The organism is Dokdonia donghaensis DSW-1 (genome assembly GCF_001653755.1).
Taxonomy (GTDB): Bacteria; Bacteroidota; Bacteroidia; order Flavobacteriales; family Flavobacteriaceae; genus Dokdonia; species Dokdonia donghaensis.
Window position 1 is genome coordinate 2,831,055 of sequence record NZ_CP015125.1, and the last position, 25,151, is coordinate 2,856,205.

Annotated in this window: 22 protein-coding genes; 8 read left to right on the forward strand and 14 right to left on the reverse strand. The window is 38.3% G+C overall.

The window, feature by feature from the left end; all coding sequences use genetic code 11:
- The first annotated feature begins 12 nt into the window (after nucleotides 1-12).
- Nucleotides 13-1,020: a 3-oxoacyl-ACP synthase III family protein gene (locus I597_RS12415; RefSeq protein ID WP_035324491.1), complete on the forward strand. Its 1,008-nt coding sequence runs from the start codon at nucleotides 13-15 to the stop codon at nucleotides 1,018-1,020.
- A gap of 84 nt (nucleotides 1,021-1,104) precedes the next feature.
- Here I597_RS12415 and I597_RS12420 read toward each other — a convergent pair whose 3' ends face one another.
- The 3 genes from I597_RS12420 to I597_RS12430 all read right to left on the reverse strand — a co-directional run bounded on the left by I597_RS12420 (nucleotide 1,105) and on the right by I597_RS12430 (nucleotide 3,335).
- Entirely contained in the window at nucleotides 1,105-1,635 is a 531-nt protein-coding gene (locus I597_RS12420; protein ID WP_035324490.1) for a YfiT family bacillithiol transferase, read from the reverse strand.
- 151 nt (nucleotides 1,636-1,786) lie between these two features.
- Nucleotides 1,787-2,719: a peptidylprolyl isomerase gene (locus I597_RS12425; protein ID WP_021778660.1), complete on the reverse strand. Its 933-nt coding sequence runs from the start codon at nucleotides 2,717-2,719 to the stop codon at nucleotides 1,787-1,789.
- Nucleotides 2,720-2,843: 124 nt separating this feature from the next.
- Nucleotides 2,844-3,335 (reverse strand): metallophosphoesterase family protein, encoded by a 492-nt coding sequence (locus I597_RS12430; RefSeq protein WP_035324489.1) that lies wholly within the window; start codon nucleotides 3,333-3,335, stop codon nucleotides 2,844-2,846.
- Nucleotides 3,336-3,384: 49 nt separating this feature from the next.
- On the opposite strand from I597_RS12430, the gene truA reads away from it, so the two are divergent.
- Together truA and I597_RS12440 are read left to right on the forward strand one after the other, a co-directional pair.
- Entirely contained in the window at nucleotides 3,385-4,155 is a 771-nt protein-coding gene (gene truA, locus I597_RS12435; protein WP_035328489.1) for a tRNA pseudouridine(38-40) synthase TruA, read from the forward strand.
- A complete protein-coding gene (locus I597_RS12440; RefSeq protein ID WP_035324488.1) occupies nucleotides 4,142-5,908 on the forward strand; it encodes an ABC transporter ATP-binding protein in 1,767 nt (588 codons plus the stop codon). Before truA ends, I597_RS12440 begins: the two co-directional genes overlap by 14 nt.
- Nucleotides 5,909-5,921: 13 nt before the next feature.
- Here I597_RS12440 and I597_RS12445 read toward each other — a convergent pair whose 3' ends face one another.
- The 10 genes from I597_RS12445 to dapF form a co-directional block, all read right to left on the reverse strand.
- On the reverse strand, nucleotides 5,922-7,043 hold the full coding sequence (locus I597_RS12445; protein WP_035324487.1) for an adenylate/guanylate cyclase domain-containing protein: 1,122 nt from the start codon (nucleotides 7,041-7,043) through the stop codon (nucleotides 5,922-5,924).
- Between the two features lie 102 nt (nucleotides 7,044-7,145).
- The gene (locus tag I597_RS12450; RefSeq protein ID WP_052111632.1) at nucleotides 7,146-8,159 is read right to left on the reverse strand and encodes a DUF3667 domain-containing protein; all 1,014 of its coding nucleotides are present in this window, start codon (nucleotides 8,157-8,159) and stop codon (nucleotides 7,146-7,148) included.
- Between the two features lie 53 nt (nucleotides 8,160-8,212).
- Complete coding sequence (locus tag I597_RS12455) at nucleotides 8,213-9,223, reverse strand: DUF3667 domain-containing protein (protein ID WP_035324486.1); 1,011 nt, start codon at nucleotides 9,221-9,223, stop codon at nucleotides 8,213-8,215.
- A 3-nt stretch (nucleotides 9,224-9,226) separates the two neighbouring features.
- The gene (locus I597_RS12460; protein ID WP_021778653.1) at nucleotides 9,227-10,000 is read right to left on the reverse strand and encodes a diadenylate cyclase; all 774 of its coding nucleotides are present in this window, start codon (nucleotides 9,998-10,000) and stop codon (nucleotides 9,227-9,229) included.
- A 203-nt stretch (nucleotides 10,001-10,203) separates the two neighbouring features.
- Nucleotides 10,204-10,758 carry a thioredoxin family protein gene (locus I597_RS12465; RefSeq protein ID WP_021778652.1) on the reverse strand — a complete coding sequence of 185 codons (555 nt, stop codon included), beginning with the start codon at nucleotides 10,756-10,758 and terminating at the stop codon, nucleotides 10,204-10,206.
- A gap of 180 nt (nucleotides 10,759-10,938) precedes the next feature.
- Nucleotides 10,939-12,825, reverse strand: a complete 1,887-nt coding sequence (htpG, locus tag I597_RS12470; protein ID WP_035324485.1) for a molecular chaperone HtpG — start codon at nucleotides 12,823-12,825, stop codon at nucleotides 10,939-10,941.
- Between the two features lie 235 nt (nucleotides 12,826-13,060).
- Nucleotides 13,061-13,723 carry a hypothetical protein gene (locus I597_RS12475; protein ID WP_035324484.1) on the reverse strand — a complete coding sequence of 221 codons (663 nt, stop codon included), beginning with the start codon at nucleotides 13,721-13,723 and terminating at the stop codon, nucleotides 13,061-13,063.
- A gap of 404 nt (nucleotides 13,724-14,127) precedes the next feature.
- Entirely contained in the window at nucleotides 14,128-15,171 is a 1,044-nt protein-coding gene (mltG, locus tag I597_RS12480) for an endolytic transglycosylase MltG (protein ID WP_035324483.1), read from the reverse strand.
- Entirely contained in the window at nucleotides 15,172-15,714 is a 543-nt protein-coding gene (locus I597_RS12485) for a GNAT family N-acetyltransferase (protein WP_035324482.1), read from the reverse strand.
- On the reverse strand, nucleotides 15,708-16,487 hold the full coding sequence (gene dapF / locus I597_RS12490) for a diaminopimelate epimerase (protein ID WP_035324481.1): 780 nt from the start codon (nucleotides 16,485-16,487) through the stop codon (nucleotides 15,708-15,710). The genes I597_RS12485 and dapF overlap by 7 nt, the downstream gene beginning before the upstream one ends.
- Before the next feature lie 129 nt (nucleotides 16,488-16,616).
- Between dapF and I597_RS12495 the strand changes: the two genes are divergently transcribed.
- Entirely contained in the window at nucleotides 16,617-18,023 is a 1,407-nt protein-coding gene (locus I597_RS12495; RefSeq protein ID WP_035324480.1) for a trypsin-like peptidase domain-containing protein, read from the forward strand.
- Between the two features lie 184 nt (nucleotides 18,024-18,207).
- Nucleotides 18,208-19,650: a glyceraldehyde-3-phosphate dehydrogenase gene (locus I597_RS12500; protein WP_021778645.1), complete on the forward strand. Its 1,443-nt coding sequence runs from the start codon at nucleotides 18,208-18,210 to the stop codon at nucleotides 19,648-19,650.
- Between the two features lie 166 nt (nucleotides 19,651-19,816).
- Here I597_RS12500 and I597_RS12505 read toward each other — a convergent pair whose 3' ends face one another.
- Nucleotides 19,817-20,641, reverse strand: a complete 825-nt coding sequence (locus I597_RS12505) for a tyrosine-type recombinase/integrase (RefSeq protein WP_035324479.1) — start codon at nucleotides 20,639-20,641, stop codon at nucleotides 19,817-19,819.
- A gap of 581 nt (nucleotides 20,642-21,222) precedes the next feature.
- Between I597_RS12505 and I597_RS14940 the strand changes: the two genes are divergently transcribed.
- The 3 genes from I597_RS14940 to I597_RS12520 all read left to right on the forward strand — a co-directional run bounded on the left by I597_RS14940 (nucleotide 21,223) and on the right by I597_RS12520 (nucleotide 25,030).
- On the forward strand, nucleotides 21,223-21,957 hold the full coding sequence (locus tag I597_RS14940) for a hypothetical protein (RefSeq protein ID WP_035324478.1): 735 nt from the start codon (nucleotides 21,223-21,225) through the stop codon (nucleotides 21,955-21,957).
- A gap of 577 nt (nucleotides 21,958-22,534) precedes the next feature.
- On the forward strand, nucleotides 22,535-23,314 hold the full coding sequence (locus tag I597_RS12515; RefSeq protein WP_035324477.1) for a hypothetical protein: 780 nt from the start codon (nucleotides 22,535-22,537) through the stop codon (nucleotides 23,312-23,314).
- Nucleotides 23,315-23,893: 579 nt separating this feature from the next.
- On the forward strand, nucleotides 23,894-25,030 hold the full coding sequence (locus I597_RS12520; RefSeq protein ID WP_035324476.1) for a tetratricopeptide repeat protein: 1,137 nt from the start codon (nucleotides 23,894-23,896) through the stop codon (nucleotides 25,028-25,030).
- Nucleotides 25,031-25,151 lie beyond the last annotated feature (121 nt).

Consider the following 25,151-nt stretch of genomic DNA (forward strand, 5'->3'; position numbering starts at 1 on the left):
CAAACACAGCTTATGTATAATTCCAAAATTACCGGACTAGGTAAATACGTCCCAGAAAATGTGGTGACAAATGATGATCTATCAAAACTGATGGATACTAATGATGAGTGGATACAAGAACGCACCGGAATAAAAGAGCGTAGACATATCAAAAAAGGAGATGGAAACTCGACTGCAAAGATGGGTGTAAAAGCAGCAACCATCGCCATAGAGCGTGCAGGCCTTACTAATAAGGATATAGATATGATAGTCTTTGCGACACTTAGCCCAGACTATTACTTCCCTGGCTGTGGTGTGCAAGTACAGCACTTAATGGGTATGGAAACCGTGCCTGCGCTAGATGTAAGAAACCAGTGTTCTGGATTTATCTACGCACTTGCAACGGCAGACCAGTTTATAAAATCTGGTATGTATAAAAATGTACTAGTAATAGGATCTGAAAATCATAGTGGAGGTTTAGATTTTACCACTAGAGGACGTAGTGTTTCTGTCATTTTTGGTGATGGTGCAGGCGCTGCAGTACTTTCTAGAGAAGAAGATACTACAAAGGGTGTACTATCTTCTCACCTACACAGTGAGGGTGAGCACGCTCTAGAGCTATCTCTTAAAGGGCCTAGCACAGAGCAGTGGGTACCAGAACTTATTGAAACTAACCCACAAGAAGATATCCCGTATTACCCATATATGAATGGACAGTTTGTATTTAAAAACGCCGTAGTGCGCTTCTCTGAAGTGATTATGGAAGGTTTACAAAAAAACAAACTTGATGTAAGTGATATCGATATGCTTATACCGCATCAAGCAAACTTGCGTATCTCACAATTTGTACAGAAAAAGTTTAAGCTTAGTGATGAGAAGGTATATAATAACATCGAGAAGTACGGAAACACAACAGCTGCTTCTATCCCTATTGCACTTACAGAAGCTTGGGAAGACGGCAAAATAAAAGAAGGAGATACTGTAGTGCTAGCTGCCTTTGGTAGTGGGTTTACGTGGGCCAGCTCTATTATAAAGTGGTAGTATAACTCGTATTGAGATGTTTATAAAAAAAGTCCGCAGTAGTATGATACTACTGCGGACATTCTTTTTGTGATAGGTCTACTATTATTTCCAGCCTTTCTCTTTCACTAGGTTTGCAATGTGCATATAGTGATGCATACTGTGCCAGGCATATTGCCCTACATTTTGTTTCAGGTTATAGGTTTTATCACCTGCAGGATGAATAAATGTTTTAGACAGTTGCTCATCTGTAAGCGTTCTTAATAATCGTACCAGTTTATAATGTACCACCTCAAGGTGACGTAGTGACCACTCTACTGGCATCCCTTCTAGATCTGGGAGTGCCGTCCACGCATTTTCATCGTAGGGTTTTATTACTGGGTTTTCTTCAGTGAGTGCCCATTTAAAACGCGTATAGCTGTTGTGATGACTATCTGCTAGATGATGTACTACTTGTCTCACGTTCCATCCTTCTGGTCTGTAAGGCGTGTTTAACTGCTCATCACTCATCTCGCTTGTCATATCTCGTAACTGAGCTGGCATTACTTCTAGAATGTTAATCCACTCTGTAAGCTTCTCGTTTGAGATATCTGTGGGCATCGAATATTTTCCTATTGGGTATCTTAACTTTTCCATAGTCTCAAAAATAGAAAAGTCTCTGCGCCTTTACACATAATTGTTATCACACCTTATTAACAACCACGAGACTATGTGCTTACAGAACCTATTAAAACAAAAAAAGGTCTGGCATAACACCAGACCTTTTAAAACTATATAATTGTACTCCTTACTTTACAGCAACAAGCTCTACATCAAATACGAGTGTAGCGTTAGGTGGTATTACACCACCAGCTCCTGCACTACCGTAAGCAAGATCTGAAGGAATTACTAAACGTGCTTTATCTCCTACATTTAATAAAGCGATACCTTCATCCCATCCTGGGATTACTTGACCTACTCCTAGTTGAAAATCTATAGGTTGGTTTCTTTTAAAAGAACTATCAAAAACAGTTCCGTCAGGAAGTGCTCCTTTATAGTGTACAGAAACTGTTTTACCTTTTTCTGCTTTTACACCATCTCCTTTTTGAATAATCTGGTAGCGTAGTCCGCTATCAGTAGTATCAAATCCTGTTGCTAGTGCTTCTATCTCTGCTGCTTGTGCTGCTCTCTCTTCTTCTATACGCTTAGCTCTAGATCCTTCAAAGGTTCTAAATGCTTCTACCGCGTTCCAAGCCTCTGCCTCTGCTCCTACACGTATGATTTCGATTTTTTCCATCTCATCACCTTGTGCTACGCTATTTACTACGTCTTGCCCTTCTACTACGTTTCCAAAAACAGTGTGCTTACCGTCTAACCAATCTGTAGGGATGTGTGTTATGAAAAATTGGGTTCCATTAGTTCCTGGTCCAGCATTTGCCATAGATAATTTACCTGGAGCATCGTGCTTAAGGTCTGGGTGAATCTCATCGTCAAATTTGTATCCTCCATCACCAGTTCCAGTTCCCAGTGGGCAACCTCCTTGGATCATAAAATCAGGAATGACACGGTGAAATTTTAATCCGTCATAATAAGGTGTTCCTTGAGGTTTTTGAGAGTTCTCTAGGTTTCCTTCTGCTAGGGCAACAAAGTTTCCTACTGTTCCAGGAGTTTTTTCGTGCTCAAGCTTAAGTGTTATTTCGCCCTTTGGCGTATGAATTTTTGCGTAAATACCGTCTTGCATTATCCTTGTTTTTAATGAGGTGCAAAGATACTATTTACCTTTGGGAAGGCAAATGAGCAGGTTTAAAAATATATTAAGTTTAATATAATCTTAGCACTTAGCTTAAATGCTGATATTCTTATAATTACCTAGCAACCTCTATAACTTCAAGATTCTCGATGCGACCCTCGTGTACGGTAAACCTGAGCATTGTGCGCACTTTATGAAAACCGTGCTTTCCTATTGCACCCGGATTCATATGTAATAGTCCCAGTTTTTTATCTGGCATTAACTTTAAGATATGACTATGCCCGCATATAAACAGTTTAGGCGGTCGTGCATAAATTTCTTCCCTTATAGCCGGCGAGTATCTACCCGGGTAACCTCCTATATGAGTAATAAGGACTTCTACGCCTTCACATATAAACCTATTGTTAAGCGGGAATTCTTGTCGTGCTTCTGTGGTATCTATATTGCCATAAACGGCTCGTAGCGGCTTTAATTTTTTAAGCGTGTCTGTTACTTTTAGATCACCTATATCACCTGCGTGCCAGACCTCGTCTGCCCATTTTACGTGGCCTATAATGTGGTCATCTATATAACTATGTGTATCGCTAAGGAGGAGGATTTTTTTCATTTGAGTGCGCTTTCGCGAAAGCGTATATTTGCTACAAAAATACAACACGGTGCGCTATTTTATTGAGCTTTCTTATTTTGGAAAAGACTACCACGGCTGGCAGCGGCAACCTAATGCTGTTACCGTGCAAGAAACCATAGAAAAAGCACTGAGTACCATTTTGAGAAAACCTGTACTCATAATGGGTGCAGGACGTACAGATGCTGGAGTGCACGCCACACAGATGTATGCCCACTTTGACTGGAACGATGATTTAAGTCTTGATAATAAATTAAAAAATCTCACCTATAAACTCAATAGGTTTTTGCCTCCAGACATTGCCATACATCGCATTTTTAATGTGAGTGATGAGGCTCATACACGTTTTGACGCGACGTCGAGATCTTATCTTTATCGCATTGCAAAACGTAAAAACCCTTTTAGTACAGAGCAAGCACACGCTATAGCATATGATATAGATCTAAATCTAATGAATGAAGCAGCGGCAGTGTTACTAGATTATTCAGATTTTGAATGTTTTTCTAAATCAAAGACAGAGGTCAACACGTATCTTTGTGATATTACTAGAGCACAGTGGCTAGAAACCGAAGATGAGTATCATTTCCATATTACAGCAAACCGATTTTTACGTAATATGGTACGTGCTATTGTAGGTACATTACTAGAGGTAGGACAAGGCAAAAAACCTGTCTCGTGGATACACGAGGTAGTAAAAGGTAAGAGTAGATCGCAAGCAGGGTCTTCTGTACCGGGACACGGCTTATATTTAACAGAGATTATATATCCAGAAACAATTTATATAAACAATGGGAGAGACTAAAGGAAAAGCTTTTGACACACAGTTGTTCAAACGATTACTTGCCTTTACGAAACCTTATCGTAGCAGGCTTTACATAGCCGCAGCGGGAGCGATTATCTTATCTGTTTGTGCAGCGCTACGCCCTTACTTTTTAAAGAACGCCATAGATCTAGGGATCTCACAACGCTCTGCCACAGACTTGTTTTTTTACTTACGCCTTATGGCGGTTGTACTGGTAGGTGAGGTCGTTTTCCAGCTTATGTTTATCTACTTCTCAAACTGGGTAGGCCAGCAGGTTATAAAAGATATACGTGTTAAACTCTTTGACCATATGCTTGGGTTCAAAATGCAATATTTTGACAAGTCTGCGGTGGGTCGTCTAGTGACTAGAGCTGTAGGTGATATAGAGACCATCTCTAGTATTTTCTCACAAGGGCTCTTTATGATTATTGCAGACTTACTTAAAATGAGTGTCGTTTTAGGTTTTATGTTTTATGAAAGCTGGAGACTCACACTTATTGTGCTTGCTGTATTTCCTATAATATTATATGCCACTCGCGTTTTTCAGCGCGCGATGAAGATTGCTTTTGAAGAAGTGCGCACACAAGTTTCTAACCTCAACACCTTTGTACAAGAGCGTGTAACAGGTATGAAAATTGTTCAAATTTTTAATAGAGAAGCCATAGAACACAAAAAGTTTAATGCCATTAATAACAAGCACAGAGATGCCTGGAACAAGACTGTATGGTATAACTCTATTTTCTTCCCTATTGCAGAGATTTGTACTGCAGTTACCATAGGTCTTATTGTGTGGTATGGTGGTCTTAAAGCAGCACAAAGTGACATTGTAACAATAGGTTTAATTACAGCCTTTATAAGTTACATACAGATGCTTTTTACACCACTGCGACAGATAGCAGATAAGTTTAACACCTTACAAATGGGTATGGTGGCCGCAAATAGAGTGTTTACCATACTAGATACAGAGTCTTCTATAACAAATACAGGTACTCTAGAATTAAACGATGTAAAAGGTGTTATCGATTTTAAGGATGTACACTTCTCGTATGTACCCGGTGAAGAAGTACTCAAAGGAATATCGCTAGAAGCTGCTGCTGGAGAAACCATTGCTATTGTGGGCTCTACTGGTGCAGGTAAATCTACCATTATCAATCTACTAAGTAGATTTTATGAGATAGATAGCGGGCAGATATTACTAGACGGCACAGATATAAAAGACATAAAGCTTACAGATTTACGTAAGGAAATTGCTGTGGTATTGCAAGATGTATTCTTATTTGCAGATACCATTCTCAATAACATCACGCTACAAGACCCATCTATCACAGAAGGGGAGGTTATAGAAAGTGCTAAAGCTATAGGCGTACATAAATTTATATCTAGCCTTCCAGATGGATACCACTACAATGTAAAAGAGCGTGGCTCTATGCTCTCTAGCGGCCAGCGACAGCTTATTGCTTTCTTAAGAGCTTATGTAAGTAATCCATCTATACTTGTGCTAGATGAGGCTACCTCATCTGTAGATTCACACAGTGAGCAGCTTATACAGAAAGCTATTAAGAAAATAACAAAAGGACGTACCTCTATCGTTATTGCACACCGTCTAGCAACCATCAAAAAGGCTGACCAAATTATCGTGATGGAGAAAGGAAAAATCATCGAGCAAGGCACACATAAAGAGCTACTTAAAAAAGAAAACGGTCATTATCGCAATCTTTATGAAGTACAGTTTATGCAGGCTGAGGCAAGCTAAATCAAACTACACATTACTTTGCAGAAATATCTCTGTCAAATGTAACGAGCGATACTTGCTCAGACTTACCCTTGAGAAGTTCATCTCCTACTTTTACCACTCTTGTGTTTTTAGGTAGTTTTTTAAGCAAGTCTGCAAAGGCTTTAGACGCCAGTATATCTACGCCTTTATCATTACACATACCTTGTATACGTGCTGTTGTATTGAGTACGTCTCCAGAAAATGCAATGTCACGCTTTATCTTGCCCAGCTCCCCTACCATTACTTGACCATAGTGAAAACCTACCTTAAAATCTGGTAATGCATTATAGCGTTTATAGTAGCGCACAGATTTCTTATAGATAATATTTTTCATACGGTAATAGCAACGTAGCGCATTTGCATTTTTAACACCGTTTTTCATCTTCCAGGTGATAACCACCTCATCACCCACATATTGATACACTTCGCCCTTTGTTTGCATTATAGCAGGAGCGATATCATTAAAAAAATCTTTAAGAAAGTTAAAGTATTCTTGCTCGCCTAGCTTCTCTGCAATGCGTGTTGCATCTCTTATATCTGCAAACATAAAGATGCGGGTTTCATTTTTTGGCAAGAAGTAACGCCCCATCAAGTAATCTGGAAAAACGCCCGGACCATACTTATCATTTATCATTAAAACGATAAGTGTGAGCAGTACGATAAACAACCATATTACAAAGTTCTTTATAAATATGTGCTCTGTATAAAACTGTAATACTCTATTTAAAAGCTCTTGACTACCTACGGCGAGACCTAGCGAATCACTATAAAAATAATAAGCCCCTATGGTACCCACTACCATAGCAATCACTACATAAAGTATGGTGATAAAAATAAGCGCCTTCCAGAAGGCATACTTACGTAGCCAGAGCTCCATTATATTTACCGTAAAAATGCCACCAAAAAGTCCAGCAACGATAGACACAAGCAAGTTAGCCTTAAATGACACTTCCAAATCAAAATTAGACGTAAGCGCATTTGCAGATACTAGCGTCGCATAATCATACAAGAAAATAATATTTGATATGAGTGTCCACGCAAGTAAGATCCACAGTGCTCTACGCACGTAGAATATGATCTCATTGTTAGTTAGCTCTTTTCTAAAAATCTTCATACTACAATATCTGGTATCAATATAGGTATACTCCTATTAGAATGGTCTACTTATTAAGAGAGATTTATGAGGTTTTAATAACGCTTTCGCGAAAGCGTACTCCTACTGAGGTCTATTTTTAATCATATCTGGAGTGATCTCCAGTATTTCTTCAAGTCGCTTTACACTGTCCTGCTCAATAGAGTCTTTGACTTTCTTTTGGCGTTCTTGTTCTTGGGCCATTTTCATAAATTTACCCATAAAATTGCTGTCGTCTATTTCTTTTTCACCGTTTTGATTCACCTCAATTGCAGACATAAAACCTAGGGCAACTATGGGTAAGCTTAACACACAGGAAAAAACGGCAAATATTAAAAAGAAAAAAAGCGTCTTTACAAGCACATTCGCCATAGTGAGTTTAAACAATCTTTTAAGCACATAAATAGTATAAATAAGCATTAATAAAAATACTATTACACTTAGAATATTAAGTGCAGTAGGACTCCATATAAATGCAATTTGCATTACAACACTTATCATAGAAAAGTGACTATAGACATATAAATAGATTACAAAATGCTCTACGAGATTATATTTTTTATAATTCCAAAAGACTATTTTGGACATCACCGCAAAAAAAGGAATTATCAAAAACATATATAGAGATTGATTTTCCATAAAAAGGGTAGCAATACTTTCTTGAAGCTCTAGCTGCGCTTGCGGCACAGACTCATCATAAACAAGCTTTTGTGCAGTCATATAATTATCCCAAAACCAACCTTTGAGTAAGTAATAATAAAAACTAGTAAATGTAATTGCTATTGCAAAGTAACTAAAGGCAGGAAGGTACTTTTTACGCATCCCATTCATATACCCGCCTATTACATCCTCTGGTTGTCGAAACAGCGCTACAAATGTTTTAACAAAAGAATTTTCAAGATTAAAAAACCTGTCAAAGAAATCTTCTAACAAATTACGCCAGGTGAGTCTATTATAAATACGTTTACCACCGCAGTGTGAGCAAAAACGCTGGTCTAGGGCTATATACTCTGCACAGTTTATGCAGGTATCCTCTACTTTTAAAAGATTGTTTTGCTTCTTTAAAACTTTTTTTTCTGCCCTGGAGAGTTTACTCATTTGATTGATTGATTTAGAATCACAATAATACTAAAATTACAAGTATGTTAAAGTCACTCTATACTATCTTGAGTTTTCTGTACTGGTATTGGCAAAGATTGTGGGGTAAGAGATTTAAGCCTTAGGCTATCTTGCTTTATGCTATCTCTCTTTGCTCTTCTTGCATTATGAGATTTCTTTACAGATTCTATAAGCGGGTCAAAAGAACCTGCTGTATACATTGCTGTACCTATAATGGCACTTAACAAAATGCTGAAAGGCACTATAATTAACAAGAAAATACCGGTTTTAAGAACCAGACTTTTGATACTTAAATTAAACACGCGATACAAGACATATGCCGTATAAAAAAACGGTAACGTAGATACAAACAGACTTACTATAATTTGCCCAGCAGCAGACCAGCCCGCAAGTATAAAAAGTACATTAGTTATAATTTGAGTTTGTGAGTATGCATAGAGATATATCACAATGTGCTCTATAAAATTTACCTCCTTATAATTCCAGAAAACAATTTTTGAAATTATTGCAAAAAATGGAATGTATAGAAAGCTTATAAAGGAGTTATAATCAAATATAAAATTTACAAGCTCCATCACGCCGTCACCACCATTAGATTGTGCACCGGCTTCTAGACCTGTAAAGAATTCATTAAACAGTCCATTTTCTGTATCTAAAAACCAATTTCTAAACAAGAAAATATAAATACTCCCTATGGTAAGTGCCACAGCAAAATAGCTAAAGGCAGACATATAACGCTTTCGCAATCCACCTATATAACCATTTATGACATCTTCTGGCTTGGTAAAAAGGGCAATAAACGTTTTGAGAAATACATTTTCTATATTGAGAAAACGCTCTGTAAAATCTTCTAGTAGGTTGCGTGCATTAAGCCTGTTGTGCATACGCTTTGCGCCACAATGAGAACAAAAGCGCTGGTCTAAGTCTAACGGAGTACCACAGTTTTTACAACCCTCTGAGATTACAAGTAGCTCTCGCTTTTGCTTCTTAGGCGTTTGTGCTTTTGCCTTTTTAGGGAGCTTTTTAGACTTTTGATCTGCCATTGTTTACGTAAGTTCTGTCTCTAGTAGTATGCGCAAATCGTCTATCGTTTTATAGAGTACAAACTCTCCGTCTTTTATATAGCTTATCGCACCAGATTCCTCACTCACTACCAGAGCGAGCGCATCTGTCTTTTCTGTAATACCTACGGCAGCTCTGTGTCTAAGTCCAAAACGTAGTGGGATGTCACGCTCTTGCGTTACGGGTAATATGACTCTTGTAGCTGTAATTTTATTTTCTTCTATAATCATCGCCCCGTCGTGTAGGGTTGAGTTTTTATAAAAAACACTTTCTATAATAGGTCTGTTTACTTCTATCTCCATCCTGTCTCCCGTATCTTTTACAAACTCTAGACTGGTATCTCTTCTTATGATAATAAGTGCTCCCGTTTTTGAAGCAGCCATATTCTCGCAAGCAGTGAGAACCGCATTAAGATCTAAAGCCAGTGTACCTTCCTTTTTTGAAAAATTAAAGTTTTTAAAGAGCCCGCCCTTAGTGAGATTTGTACTCCCTATAAGGAGTAAAAATTTACGTATCTCCTGCTGGAAAACGACTATAAGCGCAAACATCCCCACACCTATAAACTGCCCCAAGATGGTACTAAGCATCTCCATCTTAAGCAATACGGTAAGTTGCCAGATCAAGTAGATGACTACGATCCCTATAAAAATGTTTATCGCAACCGTACCTTTTACCAGTCTATAGAGGTAAAACATTAAGATGGCTACGAGTAAAATATCGATGCCGTCTAGGATGCGTAAATTTTCTAAGATTTCCAAAAATGTGAGATTTACGTAAAAATAGCAGAAATAGCCTAAGCACAAAATACTAAGCGATAAAAAGCGAGGATAATAATTACTCAATTATATGACATCAAGTTTAATAGTATGCCTATACTTACGTTTTCAATCTGAACGCTCACTGCAATTAATAGTGGTTTTGAGTGCGCTTTCGCGAAAGCGTACCTAGTAACTCTCCCCTACTATTTCCACTTAATGTTGCAACCCATACTTGGTTTTTGCAGTGTTGCTTGTGGCTTGCTGTTAAAGATATTATCTAGTGCTTCTCTCAGGTCTCTGCCGTTTACCGGGATGCCATTACCTGGCCTACTGTTATCTAGCTGCCCTCTATACACAAGACGATCATCTGGGCCAAAAACAAAGAAATCTGGCGTGCAGGCGGCGTCATAATTTTTTGCCACCTCTTGCGTCTCGTCAAGTAAATACGGAAATGTAAAGCTGTTTTTACGAGCATTTGCCCACATCATCTCTGGGCCGTCTTGCGGGTATGCTACAATGTCATTACTACTTATAGCCACAAAGCCAAAACCAAGCACACGATAATCGTTTGCGATGCGCACAATCTCATCTACCACGTGCACCACAAAAGGGCAATGATTACATATAAACATTACTACGGTACCACGCTCTCCCTTAATATCGTGGTAACTACAAAGCTGGTTTGTAACCGTATCAAGCAGTTGAAACTCTGGAGCCTTTGTACCTAGCGGTAACATATTAGATGGAGTAAGTGACATATAATTTCTTTTGTAATCTTAATAATTAACACCTGCACTATGTAGGTGTTCTCATACTATACGATAAGACGCAACAATATGCTAGACGTTACGTATAATCATAGCTAAAATAAAAAAACCACCTTTTTCAAAAATGAAAAAGGTGGTTTATATTAATGTGCTGTGCTAGGCACTCTCATATTATTTAATCATCTCATAAGAGCGTTTTATAAAGCTAGTAAGCTCTTCACCCTTAAGTAGATTTTGAGATAGTTTTGCTAGGTCAAAAGACTGTGTGATTAGACGTTTTTTAGTCTCGTCTGCATCTGCATTAAGAATCTCTGTAACGAGCTCGTGGTTTGCATTTACCACAAGGTTGTACATCTCTGGCATATTACCAAACATATTCATACCGCCACCACCGGCTTGTTGCATCTCCTTCATACGGCGCATAAACTCTGGCTGTGTGATGATAAATGGCGCAGCATTACTATCCATCGCTTCTACTTGAACCGTGTAAGACGAGTTTGCAATAGCATCTGTAATAGCTGTTTTTACAGTCTCCTTCTCATCGTCAGAGAGTTTTGAGATTTGCTCTTCGTCTTTTTTGATAAGGTTATCTATATGATCACCATCTACACGTACAAAAGTTACGTTTTCTTTGCTAGTCTCTAGCTTCTGGATTAAGTGAGATACAATAGGAGAATCTAGTAAGAGTACTTCATATCCTTTGTCTTTTGCGCTCTGTATGTATGAGTGCTGTGCATCTGTATCACTTGCATAAAGTACAACAGTCTTCCCGTCTTTATCTACTTGGTTTTCTTTGATTTTTGCTTCAAGCTCTTCCCAAGTAAAGAAGGTATTATCTACTGTAGGGTATAGTGCAAACTTATCTGCCTTCTCAAAGAACTTATCTTCAGATAACATACCGTACTCTATAACGAGTTTGATGTCATTCCATTTCTTTTCAAAATCTTCTCTGTCGTTATTAAAGAGTGACTTAAGCTTATCTGCCACCTTACGAGAGATGTAGCCAGATATTTTCTTTACAGCACCATCTGCCTGTAAGTAACTACGAGATACGTTAAGTGGGATATCTGGTGAGTCTATCACCCCGCGTAACATTGTTAAAAATTCTGGTACGATACCCTCTACATTATCTGTAACAAAAACTTGGTTTTGATATAACTGTATGCGATCCTTTTGCATATTCATATCCTGCCCTAGTTTTGGGAAGTATAAAATACCTGTAAGATTAAAAGGATAATCTACATTAAGGTGTATATTAAATAACGGCTCGTCAAAGTTTGCTGGGTACAGCTCCTGATAGAAGTTTTTATAATCTTCTTCTTCAAGGTCTGCTGGCTGCTTTGTCCAGGCTGGGTTAGGGTTATTTATGATATTATCTACCTCTTGTGTAGGTGCTGGATCATCTTCTTTTGCATCTTCTGGCTTAGGTAAAGTTTCTGTCTTAGTACCAAACTTGATAGGTACTGGCATAAACTTGTTGTACTTAGAGAGTAGTCCCGCAATGCGTCCTTCTTCTAGAAACTCTGTACTATCTTCTGCGATGTGTAAGATAATCTCTGTACCGCGCTCTGTCTTATCTGCCACTTCTAGCGTGAAGTTAGGGCTACCATCACACGTCCAGTGTGCTGCTGGCTCGTCTTTATGTGACTTAGTAATAATCTCTACCTTCTCTGCCACCATAAAAGCCGAGTAAAAACCAAGACCAAAGTGCCCTATGATACCTGTATCTTTTGCTCCGTCTTCATACTTGTTTAAAAACTCCTCTGCTCCAGAAAATGCAAGCTGATTTATATACTTCTCAACCTCTTCTTGCGTCATACCTAGACCTTGATCTATAATATGAAGCTTCTTCCCTTCCTTGTCTATTTTTACTTCTATCTGAGGATTTCCATACTCAGCACTAGACTCACCTATAGAGGTAAGGTGTTTTAACTTAAGGGTTGCGTCTGTTGCGTTTGAGATAAGCTCACGTAAGAAAATCTCGTGATCACTATATAAGAACTTCTTAATAAGCGGAAAGATATTCTCTACCGATACATTAATTTTTCCTGTTGACATTGTATATGTGTTTTAAAGTGTAAAATTTGAGTCTTGTTTAAAGCGAAAAAAGTACCACAATGCGATATGTGACAAACTGACATTTTACGACAGTACTTTATAGAGATTACTGTCTAGTAGCAATGGCTTTATGAAGTGATGGTGAGGTGGGGAATTACGCTTTCGCGAAAGCGCAAAAAAAACAAACCCCAGCATTATCATAAAACTGGGGTTTATCTATAAGTGTATGTGATTACTAGTAAGTGCTAGCAGATAAATTTTCTAACGAAGGCTTTTTTATGGCCTCTATATTTGACACATCATAGCCAGAAAAACGCTTCATATAGCTACGTATACTTGTACCAAAGGCATCTTGAAAACCCGTAGCTCCACCAGAGCGTAAAAACTTCTTTACACTACCAGGCCCAGCAAGGTGTGCTGCAGCGAGTATACCAGACTCGGTAACGCGCACGCCAGAAATCCAGCGACCTTCATATCGTTTTATATCACGGCGTAAGACCCATTTATTACGAGAGGCATTAAGTAAAAAGGCTTGCTCTTGCAGTACAGGATTCTCTAGAAACTCAGAGCCATCTTGAATACCTAAAAGATCTAATGTAGATGCACCAAACTGGTACTTACCTAGATATCCAAATCTGTTTATAGTAAGATAATCACCGCGAGATTCTTTAAAAGCAAGTGCTTCTTTAAAACCGGTATAATTTTTACCAGTAAGCGGTGTAGGGTTAAATACAAAAGGGGTTTGAACCGTCTCCTCCGGAAGAGGAACACTAAAGTCCATAGCTATACCATCTGTGGTATAGTGAGAAAAATCATATGTTTTTTCTGATTTGTTTGACACTATCAGAATACCTAACATAAGAGGCAATACAGTAACTTTTATCAAGTTCCTAACCATATAAATACATTTCGACAGCCAAGAAATTACTATTTAAATTTCTCTTAGGGTGCTATCTGTTTCGGCGCGCAAAAATACAACCTTTAAAGATTACCAGAAAAACTTATTTTAATTTTTTGGCAAAACTTTATGAATCGTTGATTTTATGACACTTACACTCACAAAATAAGTTCAACTATAACGTTTTAGCATATTTTAATGTAATTTAATACAAGTATAAGATTACTTAAAACGTCAATTGTCACATACTATAACACAAAAATAATTCAGAAAACACGACCAACTACTAGGTATAACACCATTTTAACATACGGGTATATACCTCTTTTTACACCTCTATGAGCTGGGGTATAAAAAAACCCAAACACTAGGTTTGGGTTTATAATATTTTATGAGATGCTATCTTAACGATGGATCTTCTTGCTGTTTATCCATCTTCTATATGCGGCACTATTTGCATTATGTTGCGATAGTGTCTTTGCAAACTTGTGGTACCCAAAATTTTCTACATCTGCCACAAAGTAATAGTAGTTGTGTTTCTCTGGATTAAGTACTGCCTGTATTGCTGTTACGTCTGGCATAAAAATAGGTCCGGGTGGTATCCCTCTATTTCTATAGGTGTTATAAGGAGAGTCTGTCTCTAGGTCTTTATAGAGTACACGCTTTATCACCATATCCCAGTCATTTTTTGTGCGCTTTACGGCATATATAACGGTAGGATCTGCGTCTAGTTTTATTCCCTTTTTGAGTCTGTTAAGGTATACGCCTGCTACTCGTGGTCGCTCATCTGTCTTTGCGGTTTCCTTCTGTACGATAGACGCAAGTGAGTACACCTCTGCCGGTGTGAGGTTTAATTTATCGGCTTTTGCGCGTCTGGTTTTATTCCAGAATTTTTTGTGCTCACTAAGCATTCTCGCTCTAAAATCTTCGGCGCTGGTGTTCCAGAAAAACTCATAACTGTTAGGAATATACATCGTAAGTGCTGTATCCTTATTAAAATCGTGCTCCCGTAAAAAGTTTACATCTAGCATTGCATTAATAAGTGAGGTACTGTCTGCCTCTATCTGTGTGGCGATACGGCCTGCCATATCTTCTAGGCGCTCTTGATTATTAAAAGCCACCTTTACCGGTGTATTTTTAATGCGTATGGTATTAATAATGTCATTATTACTCATACCCTTTTTAATAATATAGTGACCCGGTTTTACATTAGTCACATATCCCTTTTTCTGAGCGACAGATGCAAAGGCATCTACATCTTTAAGTAATGGTGTAAGCTCTGCCGTTACATCATTAAAATCTGCTCCCGTAGGGATGTATAAATGAGCGCGCTCATTATTAAACGCTGTGTTATCAGAAAAAATAGCGTCATAAACTGTGTAGGCAAAAATACCGCCTACTACTACGCCCACTATCCCTATGATTAAAAGTATTCTCTTGATGTACATTTATAATATGTGTTGATATAATAATTCGTTTGTAAATGATTCTTCACCTGTGGTGAGGTCGCGCCTGCGTCTCCATTCTTTTTTTATACCCACAAGCTCAAACCCTGCTTTTTCAAAAAGTGCTATGCTTGCTTTATTATCTTCTCCTATGTTTGCATATAACTGGTGCATATGGAGATGTGTCTTTGCATACTTTTTAAGTAAGGCTATCGCCTCACTGGCATATCCCTTGCGCTTTTCTGTTTCGGTTGCAATCACAACGCCCACTCCCGCGCGCAGATTGTGAGGATCAAAGTCAAAGAGGTCTATAAGACCCAAAAAAGCTCCAGAGGTTACCTCACAAATGGCAAGACGCAACTGTCGCATCTCAAAAATATCTTTATGCGCATTTGCCAGGTATTCTTTAAGTACAAACTTTGAGTATGGCGCTAGCGTCTCCCCTACAAACCAGAGTGCCTCATTATTTTCTATCTCATAAAGCGCCTCTATATCTTCTAGCTCTAGCGCTCGTAAAGCCGTACGTGTGCCTCGTAGTGTTAACATTGCCACTCTCCTTTAAAAACAAAGGTCGCAGGACCTATAAGAAATACGTCTGTATAACCCGTCGCTGTTTTTGTAAAAGACACCGCTAGTTTACCCCCCTCTACGTCCAGTTGTATATTATTTTTTGAAGTCACACCATTGTGGTGTACTGCAATTGCCACGGCGGTAACTCCCGTACCACAGCTCAAGGTCTCATCTTCTACCCCACGCTCATAGGTGCGCACGGCAAAGTGACCATCTTCTAGCTCTTGTACAAAGTTTATATTGCTTCCAGCCTCTCCATAAAGCGCTCCATAACGTATGGCTGCACCTTCTTCTTTTACCCCAACGGCTTTTACGTCACTCACCATTTTAATGTGATGTGGTGACCCAGTATCTAGAAAACTATATTCTGGTGTTGTTTTAATTTCTGCAACATCTTGCATTTTAAGATGTACAATTCCATCCTTTACGGTGGCCTCGTGCATCCCATCTACCGCTTCAAAGGTGGCGTGGGTATCTATGATTGATAACGCTTTCGCGAAAGCGACCAAACATCGCCCACCATTACCGCACATACTACTCTCATTACCATCTGCATTATAATACACCATTCTAAAATCTGCCGAAGGGTGACTTTCTAGCAGCATCAAACCGTCTGCCCCTATGCCAAATTTACGGTCACAGAGTTGTGCAACAAGTTTGGTATCATCTTTGGGAAATACATCTAGACGGTTATCTATGATTACAAAATCATTACCGGTGCCTTGATATTTTGAAAAAGAAATTGTCATTTATGCTCAATATAAGCGACAAAAGTAGCAAATATCAAACTCCTTTTTGATGTTAAATGCCAGTTAAATAGAAACCCACAGAATACTAAATTTTTAATTTTAACGATTATTGATAAAATGCTAAGGACTATGAAAAAAATCGGAGGAACATTCTTAATCGCCTTACTAGCCGGCGCAATAACGCTAGGATCTTATAAATTATTTATAGAAGAGCCTACACAAGTAGTCTCAACCCCAGTACAGACACAAACCACCCCTGCCTATACCCCTGTAAATTATGAAGCACTTGCGGCAGCTGCCAGCGGTGTAGATTTTACAGAAGCGGCAGAGCGCACGGTAAATGGTGTGGTGCACGTAAAAAATGTACAGGTGTACAAGCAACCGCGTAATATGATGGAATATTTACGTGGTGGCGGACAAACTAATAAAGGCATTGTAGGTGCCGGTAGTGGTGTGATTATCTCTGGAGATGGATACATTATTACAAATAACCACGTGATAGATGGCGCCTCTGAGGTAGAGGTCACGCTTAATAACAATAAAACCTTTATGGCAGAAGTGATAGGCAAAGATGCAAAGGCAGATATTGCGATCCTTAAAATAGATGCTGGTGAGGAGTTGCCTTATATCCCCTTTGGCGATAGTGATGCTACAAAGGTGGGAGAATGGGTACTTGCCGTAGGAAACCCTTTTAACCTTACCTCTACCGTTACCGCAGGTATCGTCTCTGCAAAGGCAAGAGATATAGATGAGCGTGATGCAAACTTCCAGTCTTTTATACAAACAGATGCAGCTATTAACCCTGGTAACAGTGGTGGAGCACTTGTAAATATTTTTGGTGAGCTGGTAGGGATTAACACGGCTATTACCTCACAAACGGGATCTTATGTAGGGTATGCCTTTGCCGTACCGTCTAACAATGCTCGTAAGATTATGGAAGACATTATGCAATATGGCTCTGTACAAAAAGGCATACTAGGAGTTACTGGTGGTACCCTTAATGCTGCCATTGCAGAAGATCAAGACCTGAGCACTACAGAGGGCTTTTATGTAGCCAGTGTAGAGTATGAGAGTGGTGCAGAGCAAGCAGGTATTACTACTGGTGATATTATCAAGAAACTTGACAATGTAAATATCACTAAGTTTTCTGACCTCTCTGGATACATTAATACCAAGCGACCTAATGATATTATACAAGTAGAGATCTTACGTGACGATGAGCTTATAACCCTACCCGTAAAACTAGTAAAGTCTGTCACTTTTGATATAGAACGACTAGGGATACAGGTAAAAAATGCCTCTCCAAAAGACCTTAACAAGTACAAAGCCAAAAATGGGGTTGTAATAAGCCAGACTCTTACAGAAGCAATGAAACGCTACCGCATAGAGGGGCTGGTTATATCTGAAATAGACGATGTTATGGTAAACTCTATAGATGACGTAAAAGAAATTTTTAAAAATAAAAGCGCAAACGAGCCTGTGAGTATCGTATTTGTAGATCAAAAAGGAGAGCGCAACCGCTTTATTTTTGACTAAGTCACTCGCGTTTTAAAACTTATAACCCTTTCAGATGCTGGAGGGGTTATTTTTTTTGGGAAAAATTCATTTACGAAAACGTTTGAGTAACAGACAGAAATGGCTACTTTTGCACAAAATTTTGAAAAATTACGCTTTCGCGAAAGCGTACAAAAAAAACAATGTAACGTTTTAGTATCTTACTATGAGTCAATCAGAAACATACGAAAAAGAACTTTCCTTTCAAGCAGACCGCCGAAGAGCCACTGTAGAATTTATTAAAATAGCTAGCGACCTATGGTATGATAATGCTATAGAGCTTGTACTATTTAGAAACCAAGTGATGGATCGCAACGTGAGTCAGATTTTAGACCTGCACGAGTATGCAGGAGCCTTTGTAGGGAAGCCTATCTCTATTTTTGATAGTGTAGAGATCGCTCAGGCTATAAAGCAACTAGACTTGCCACCATCTAAGCTAGATATAGGTAAGCTTACGTATGAGTACCACCTAGAAGAAAATGAAAACGCAACGAGCTTTATTGCACAACGCCTTAAACCTGCACAGCAGGCAGCGCCTATAGAGCCTAAGGATGTGGTTCTTTACGGTTTTGGCCGTATAGGGCGTCTTGTAGCCAGAGAGCTTATGACGCGCACGGGTAAGGGCAGCCAGTTACGCCTAAGAGCTGTGGTTACAAGAGGTAAGATAGATGCCGGTATACTTGAGAAAAGAGCCGGGCTTCTTAAAAGTGACTCTGTACACGGTGACTTTACAGGTACCGTCTCTGTAGATGTAGAAAATCAAGCCCTCATTATAAACGGTACTACGGTAAATATTATAAGTGCAAATGCACCAGAAGATATAGACTATACCGCTTATGGTATAAAAGATGCCCTTGTGATAGATAACACGGGTGCCTTTAGAGATAAAGAGCAACTAAGCAGGCACCTAGTAAGTAAGGGTGTGGCAAAGGTATTACTTACCGCTCCTGGTAAAGGAATCCCTAACATTGTGCACGGTGTAAACCACCAAGAGCACAACCCAGATGAGGTACAAATCTTTAGTGCAGCATCTTGTACTACAAATGCAATTACACCTATTCTTAAAGCCATAGATGACACCCTAGGTGTACAAACAGGTCACCTAGAGACCATACACGCATATACAAACGACCAGAACCTGGTAGATAATATGCACAGTAAGTACCGCCGTGGTAGAGCCGCTGCTCTTAATATGGTGATTACAGAAACTGGTGCTGGTGCGGCAGTGAGTAAGGCGTTACCACATTTTGAAGGGAAGCTTACCTCAAACGCGATACGTGTACCTGTGCCTAACGGATCTCTAGCAATACTTAACCTAGAGCTTACAAAAGAGACAAGCATAGAAGGGATAAACACACTTCTTAAAAAGTATGCCCTAGAGGGTGAGCTTGTAGAGCAAATTAAATACTCAATAGATAATGAGCTCGTGTCTAGCGACATTATAGGCTCATCTGCTCCTAGTATTTATGACAGTAATGCCACTATCGTACGTAAAGATGGTAAAAATGTACTCCTTTACATCTGGTATGATAATGAGTATGGATACAGCCACCAGGTGATACGCCTTGCAAAATACATTTCTAAAGTACGTAGGTTTACGTATTACTAGAATGAGACGTTCTTCCATTAAGTATGTGATTGTACATACTTTTTAAGTAAAGCCATCTTTATAAGATGGCTTTACTGTTTTTAAGGTTTACCGTTTCTGTATCTATCGCGGCATTATCTGTCTGTAATAACTGTTTTTTTTACGCTTTCGCGAAAGCGTAATAAGGTTATAAAAAATCTAATGGGCTTTTTACCTGTTGCATAGATCTGGTGGTCACGTGGGTGTAAACCATTGTGGTTTTTATATCACTGTGACCTAGTAGTTCTTGTATCATACGTAAGTCTGTACCACTATCCATAAGGTGCGTGGCATAGGCGTGACGTAGGCTGTGCAGGGTTACTTTTTTTTGTATTTGGGCTTTTTTGCAACTCGCTCTAAAAACCGAACGAAGGCTAGCGGCGGTATATTGCGGCTTAGACTGCCCCTCAAAGAGATAATCTGTAGGTTTATATTCTTGATAATACGCCCGCAATAAAGGTTTGAGACTTTCTGGAAAAGGGAGCTGGCGGTCCTTTTTACCTTTGGCTGCTTTTATGGTGATGGTGTTGCGCTTTTTATCTATGGCGGCAAGACGTAAATCTACAAGCTCACCTACGCGTAAACCCAGTGCATATATGGTAGTGAGGGCGGCTTTATGTTTTAAATTTATGGTGTGGTCTAGTATATTTTTTACCTCATAGGTAGAGAGTATATCTGGCAGTACACGCTGCGGAGAGCGCGGTCGCAGGGTGCTTAGGTCTATCTCTTGCCTGAGGGCTTCTTTATAATATAGACTTACGGCGCTTATGAGCTGCTTCTGGGTGTTAAAGGTATATTCTTTTTTTAAAATAAAATCTCTTAGTGTTGTGATAAGGTATGACGGGTCAAGCCGGTCTAGGGGACGACTGTCACCTAGGTAATTTTGATAGCTTACTAGCAAACCTATGTAAGTGGTGACGGTGCTATCACTGTACCGCTTTGCTGTTAATATTGTGTTAAAATTATCAAACATTCGTTTATACGCTGAAAATCGAGATTGCTCAATATAAGCAAAAACATTCGTTTATACACCCAACGTTAGTGTGATAACTAGTAAGTTTTTAGTAACTTGCGTTTATATAACCGTGGCGGCTGATTGCCCAAGGGGCTCGCAGACCACGATAAAATAAGCTACACAAAAGGCAGTTGCATACTTGGTCATTACCGCAATCGTATGGCTACGCTTCAAAATCACATAACCGCCAGTACAAGCATCATCATCAAGTCATAGCACAAAAGGATTATAAGGCAAACCCGCTAGGATTTTAAAGCTCCCACCCTACTCAATCAGCCGCCACAGGCCACTACTCAAAAATGCCTAGGGCATATATCTTAAGTATAGAAAGCTCACACGTAGTTGCAACCAGACACAACTATTACATAACGCGAATACGACATTTTTGAAAGCTCTATGCGCGGCGACAGATCCACAAATAAGTGTATATTTAGACAATCAATTAAAAAACAAATAAATACAGGCTAACCAGCAAAATGCCGCACTCGCTTTATGTAGTGGCCTGTTATGTGCAAGCTGAACAAACATCGTGCTGAACAATGAAATACAGTAAAGACGACATATTACAAATGTTGATTTCTCAATATCAATTTCAAATTGAATTTGACCCAGTTGTTGTTAAAGGAATGGATTTTGATTTTGAAAGTTCAATCTTTGAGTGGATAGACGCGTGTGATTTGGTTGACCCAAAAACATTAGCAAAAATCTATCACACAGAATTTAGAATAGACAGACCTCTTTCTGAATTAGAAAATATTTTAATAGACGAGAATAACAGAACTGTATCTGACTTTTGTGATTACATTTCTAAATATGCAAAAAGAGAAAATATTGAACCAATTAAATTATTGGGACAAAATTGCCAAACCGCATCAATATTTAGAACATTAAAACAAAATCTGACTGAAAAAGGAGCTGACACGACTGAATTAAAACCGAGTTCTGAAATCAATCCTTTTTTCCTAAAATATGGTGGGATTTTAATTGATGAAGTCAATAGAATTGCGCCAGGAACAATGTCTGAATTTGAATATAAATCACATAAATTGTCTCGGATTGGACGAAACATTATGTTTATCGGAATTTTGGCAATGATTGGAATATGGTCGATTTGGAATTTCAATTGGTGGCTGACTTTACCAATAATAATCGGAATTGTGATGTTCCAAATTGGAGACAAAAAGCAACCAGAAAAATTAAATCTTGGTGGATTTCAAAACTTCCGAGAATTGATTTACGGAATGGAAAATAAATTAAAAAAAGCCAGCACATAACAATGGCTATAAGTAATTGCTTGTTCTCGCCTACTTCTGAAAATCCTCGCGGATTTTCAGCTTGGTGTGTACTTGCCAAGTTAAGTGCTAACCCACGCAACTACTCATAGCCGAGACCGTGGCGGCTGATTGCCCAAGGGGCTCGCAGACCACGATAAAATAAGCCACACAAAAGGCAGTTGCATACTTGGTCATTACCGCAATCGTATGGCTACGCTTCAAAATCACATAACCGCCAGTACAAGCATCATCATCAAGTCATAGCACAAAAGGATTATAAGGCAAACCCGCTAGGATTTTAAAGCTCCCACCCTACTCAATCAGCCGCCACAGGCCACTACTCAAAAATGTCTAAAGGGCATATATCTTAAGTATAGAAAGCTCACACGTAGTTGCAACCAGACACAACTATTACATAACGCGAATACGACATTTTTGAAAGCTCTATGCGCGGCGACAGATCCACAAATAAGTGTATATTTAGACAATCAATTAAAAAACAAATAAATACAGGCTAACCAGCAAAATGCCGCACTCGCTTTATGTAGTGGCCTGTTGTAAAACATTTGACCAAACAATGAGAAAAATCTTAAGTTTAGTAATACTAATTGCCTTTTTTTCGTGCAAAAATTCGGAAAAAGAAAATAATCTGAATCAGAAAGAAACTGAATTAACGCAGAAAGAAAATGACCTTGAATCAAAGACTAAAGAACTTGAAGTCAAAGAGCAGATATTAAAACTAAATTCAGAGGTTAAAAACAATATAATTCATTGTGAAAATAAAAAATTCACTATTAAAGTTGATAATCTTAAAAATGGAGATTTACGATACATTTCGTGGAATAAACCAAAATCTACTTCTGATGAGCCAAATCTAATTCTATATGACGGAAAAGTAGAACGACAAGGTACTGGTGGTGGTTTTCATTACATATTCAAAAGTGGCGAATGGAATTATATTATAGAAAATAATTTTATGGGAGAAACTGCCGAGTCAATGGGAATTTTTCTAAAGTTGCTTAATAATGGAAAACAAAAACTCTATTCTAAAATGACTGATTTAACCACCGAAAAAGATTATGACTTAAAATCTTATTCCAAAAGCAATTTAATTGGGAATTGGTGGACATCAAACTATGCTGTTCGAAAAGTGCGTTTTAATGAAAACGGTACATTTCTTTTTGAAAATGGAGAAGGAAAAAGTTTTAAAGGAACATTTGAAATGTATAATAAATCTGTTAACTTAAAATTCAATAATGGACTTGACAAAGTTTTAAAAATTGGTGGTGGATATGACAACACGAGCTTAACATTAACTGGTGGTGGAGAAAATTTTGTTAAGGAATGGAAAGAATAAAAAACGTTTTACAACAATGGCTATAAGTAATTGCTTGTTCTCGCCTACTTCTGAAAATCCTCGCGGATTTTCAGTTTGGTGTGTACTTGCTAAGTTTAGTGCTAACCCACGCAAATACTCATAGCCTAGACCGTGGCGGCTGATTGCCCAAGGGGCTCGCAGACCACGATAAAATAAGCTACACAAAAGGCAGTTGCATACTTGGTCATTACCGCAATCGTATGGCTACGCTTCAAAATCACATAACCGCCAGTACAAGCACCATCACCAAGGCATAGCACAAAAGGATTATAAGGCAAACCCGCTAGGATTTTAAAGCTCCCACCCTACTCAATCAGCCGCCACAGGCCACTACTCAAAAATGCCTAGGGCATATATCTTAAGTATAGAAAGCTCACACGTAGTTGCAACCAGACACAACGATTACATAACGCGAATACGACATTTTTGAAAGCTCTATGCGCGGCGACAGATCCACAAATAAGTGTATATTTAGACAATCAATTAAAAAACAAATAAATACAGGCTAACAAGCAAAATGCCGCACTCGCTTTATGTAGTGGCCTGTTACCCACAATTATGAAAAAAATCCTGCTAACATTAATAATTTGTCTTTTAAGCTTAAGTAATTATGCTCAAGAACAGATTACGACTGAATTAGAAAAAGCTTACGGAGAAGAAAAATATGATTTGATTATTTCCGAGCATTCTGAAAAGGTAAGTGAATATCCAGCCAAAGCAATTTATTATGTTGGAATGGCTTACTATATGAAAGCTGACGACAATAACGTGCTAAAAATTATGGATTTGTCTATCAAAAAAGATAAGACTGACCCAGACGCATATTTTATTAAAGGAATGACTTTAAATTATATGGAACAATTCGACAAAGCAATTGAATCTTTCAATAAAGCAATCAAACTTGATTCGAGCAACTCAAATTATTTCAGCGGATTAGGCGACTCTTATGTAAGCCAAGAAAAATATGACAAGGCACTTTCTGCTTATATAACAGCTACAGAAAAAAGTGAGCCAATCGACAGACCTTTTACTATGATTCCACAAATCTATGCGGAACTAAATCAACCTGATAAAGCTTTAAAAGCATTTTATAAATCAAAAGAAACTATCTCAAAAGAATCTGATTCCTATATAAACGCACTCTATAATATTGGACTTTACGAATTACTAAATAAAAATTATAACAAATCAGAAATTGCATTTAAGGAATTAATTGAATTAGCACCAAATGACTTTCATTCCTATGCAAAACTCATTCAGATTTATTATGGCAGAAAAGAATATGAAAAAGCTAAACCTTTAAGGCAAAAACTCTACCAAGCTTATGAACAAGGAATTTTAAAAGATGATTTATCAGAAATGTTTTGTTTTGACCAATTCGACTGGAACGACAAACTGATTCAAGTCTTTGAAAGGTTTGCTGTTAAAGAAGGAGAACTCTATTATAAACATCTTTTTTACGTAGTAAATAAAAAAGGAGAAATTGAATTTAGAATACAAACGGAAAACTCACCAATATCAATTGAGTTAGGTGGACCGAAATATGTACTTGGAATGGATAAAAATGGAACTCACTCAACTTTTCGTTACGGGTTTGAGGAAGATTTTGACTATGAAGATTTGAAAAAAACAGTGATTTTAGTACTTGAAGAAAAGGTAAAAGCCGGTGCAAGTTCAAGAAAAGGGAATAAATAACTGTGGGTAACAACGTGTATAAAACATAGCTACTATAGGCTTTCCGAGAGGATTTTACTTATTTGCAAAGACCGCCAAATTTTTAAATTTGGCTTTTAAAATAAGAAAAGTAAAAACAAAA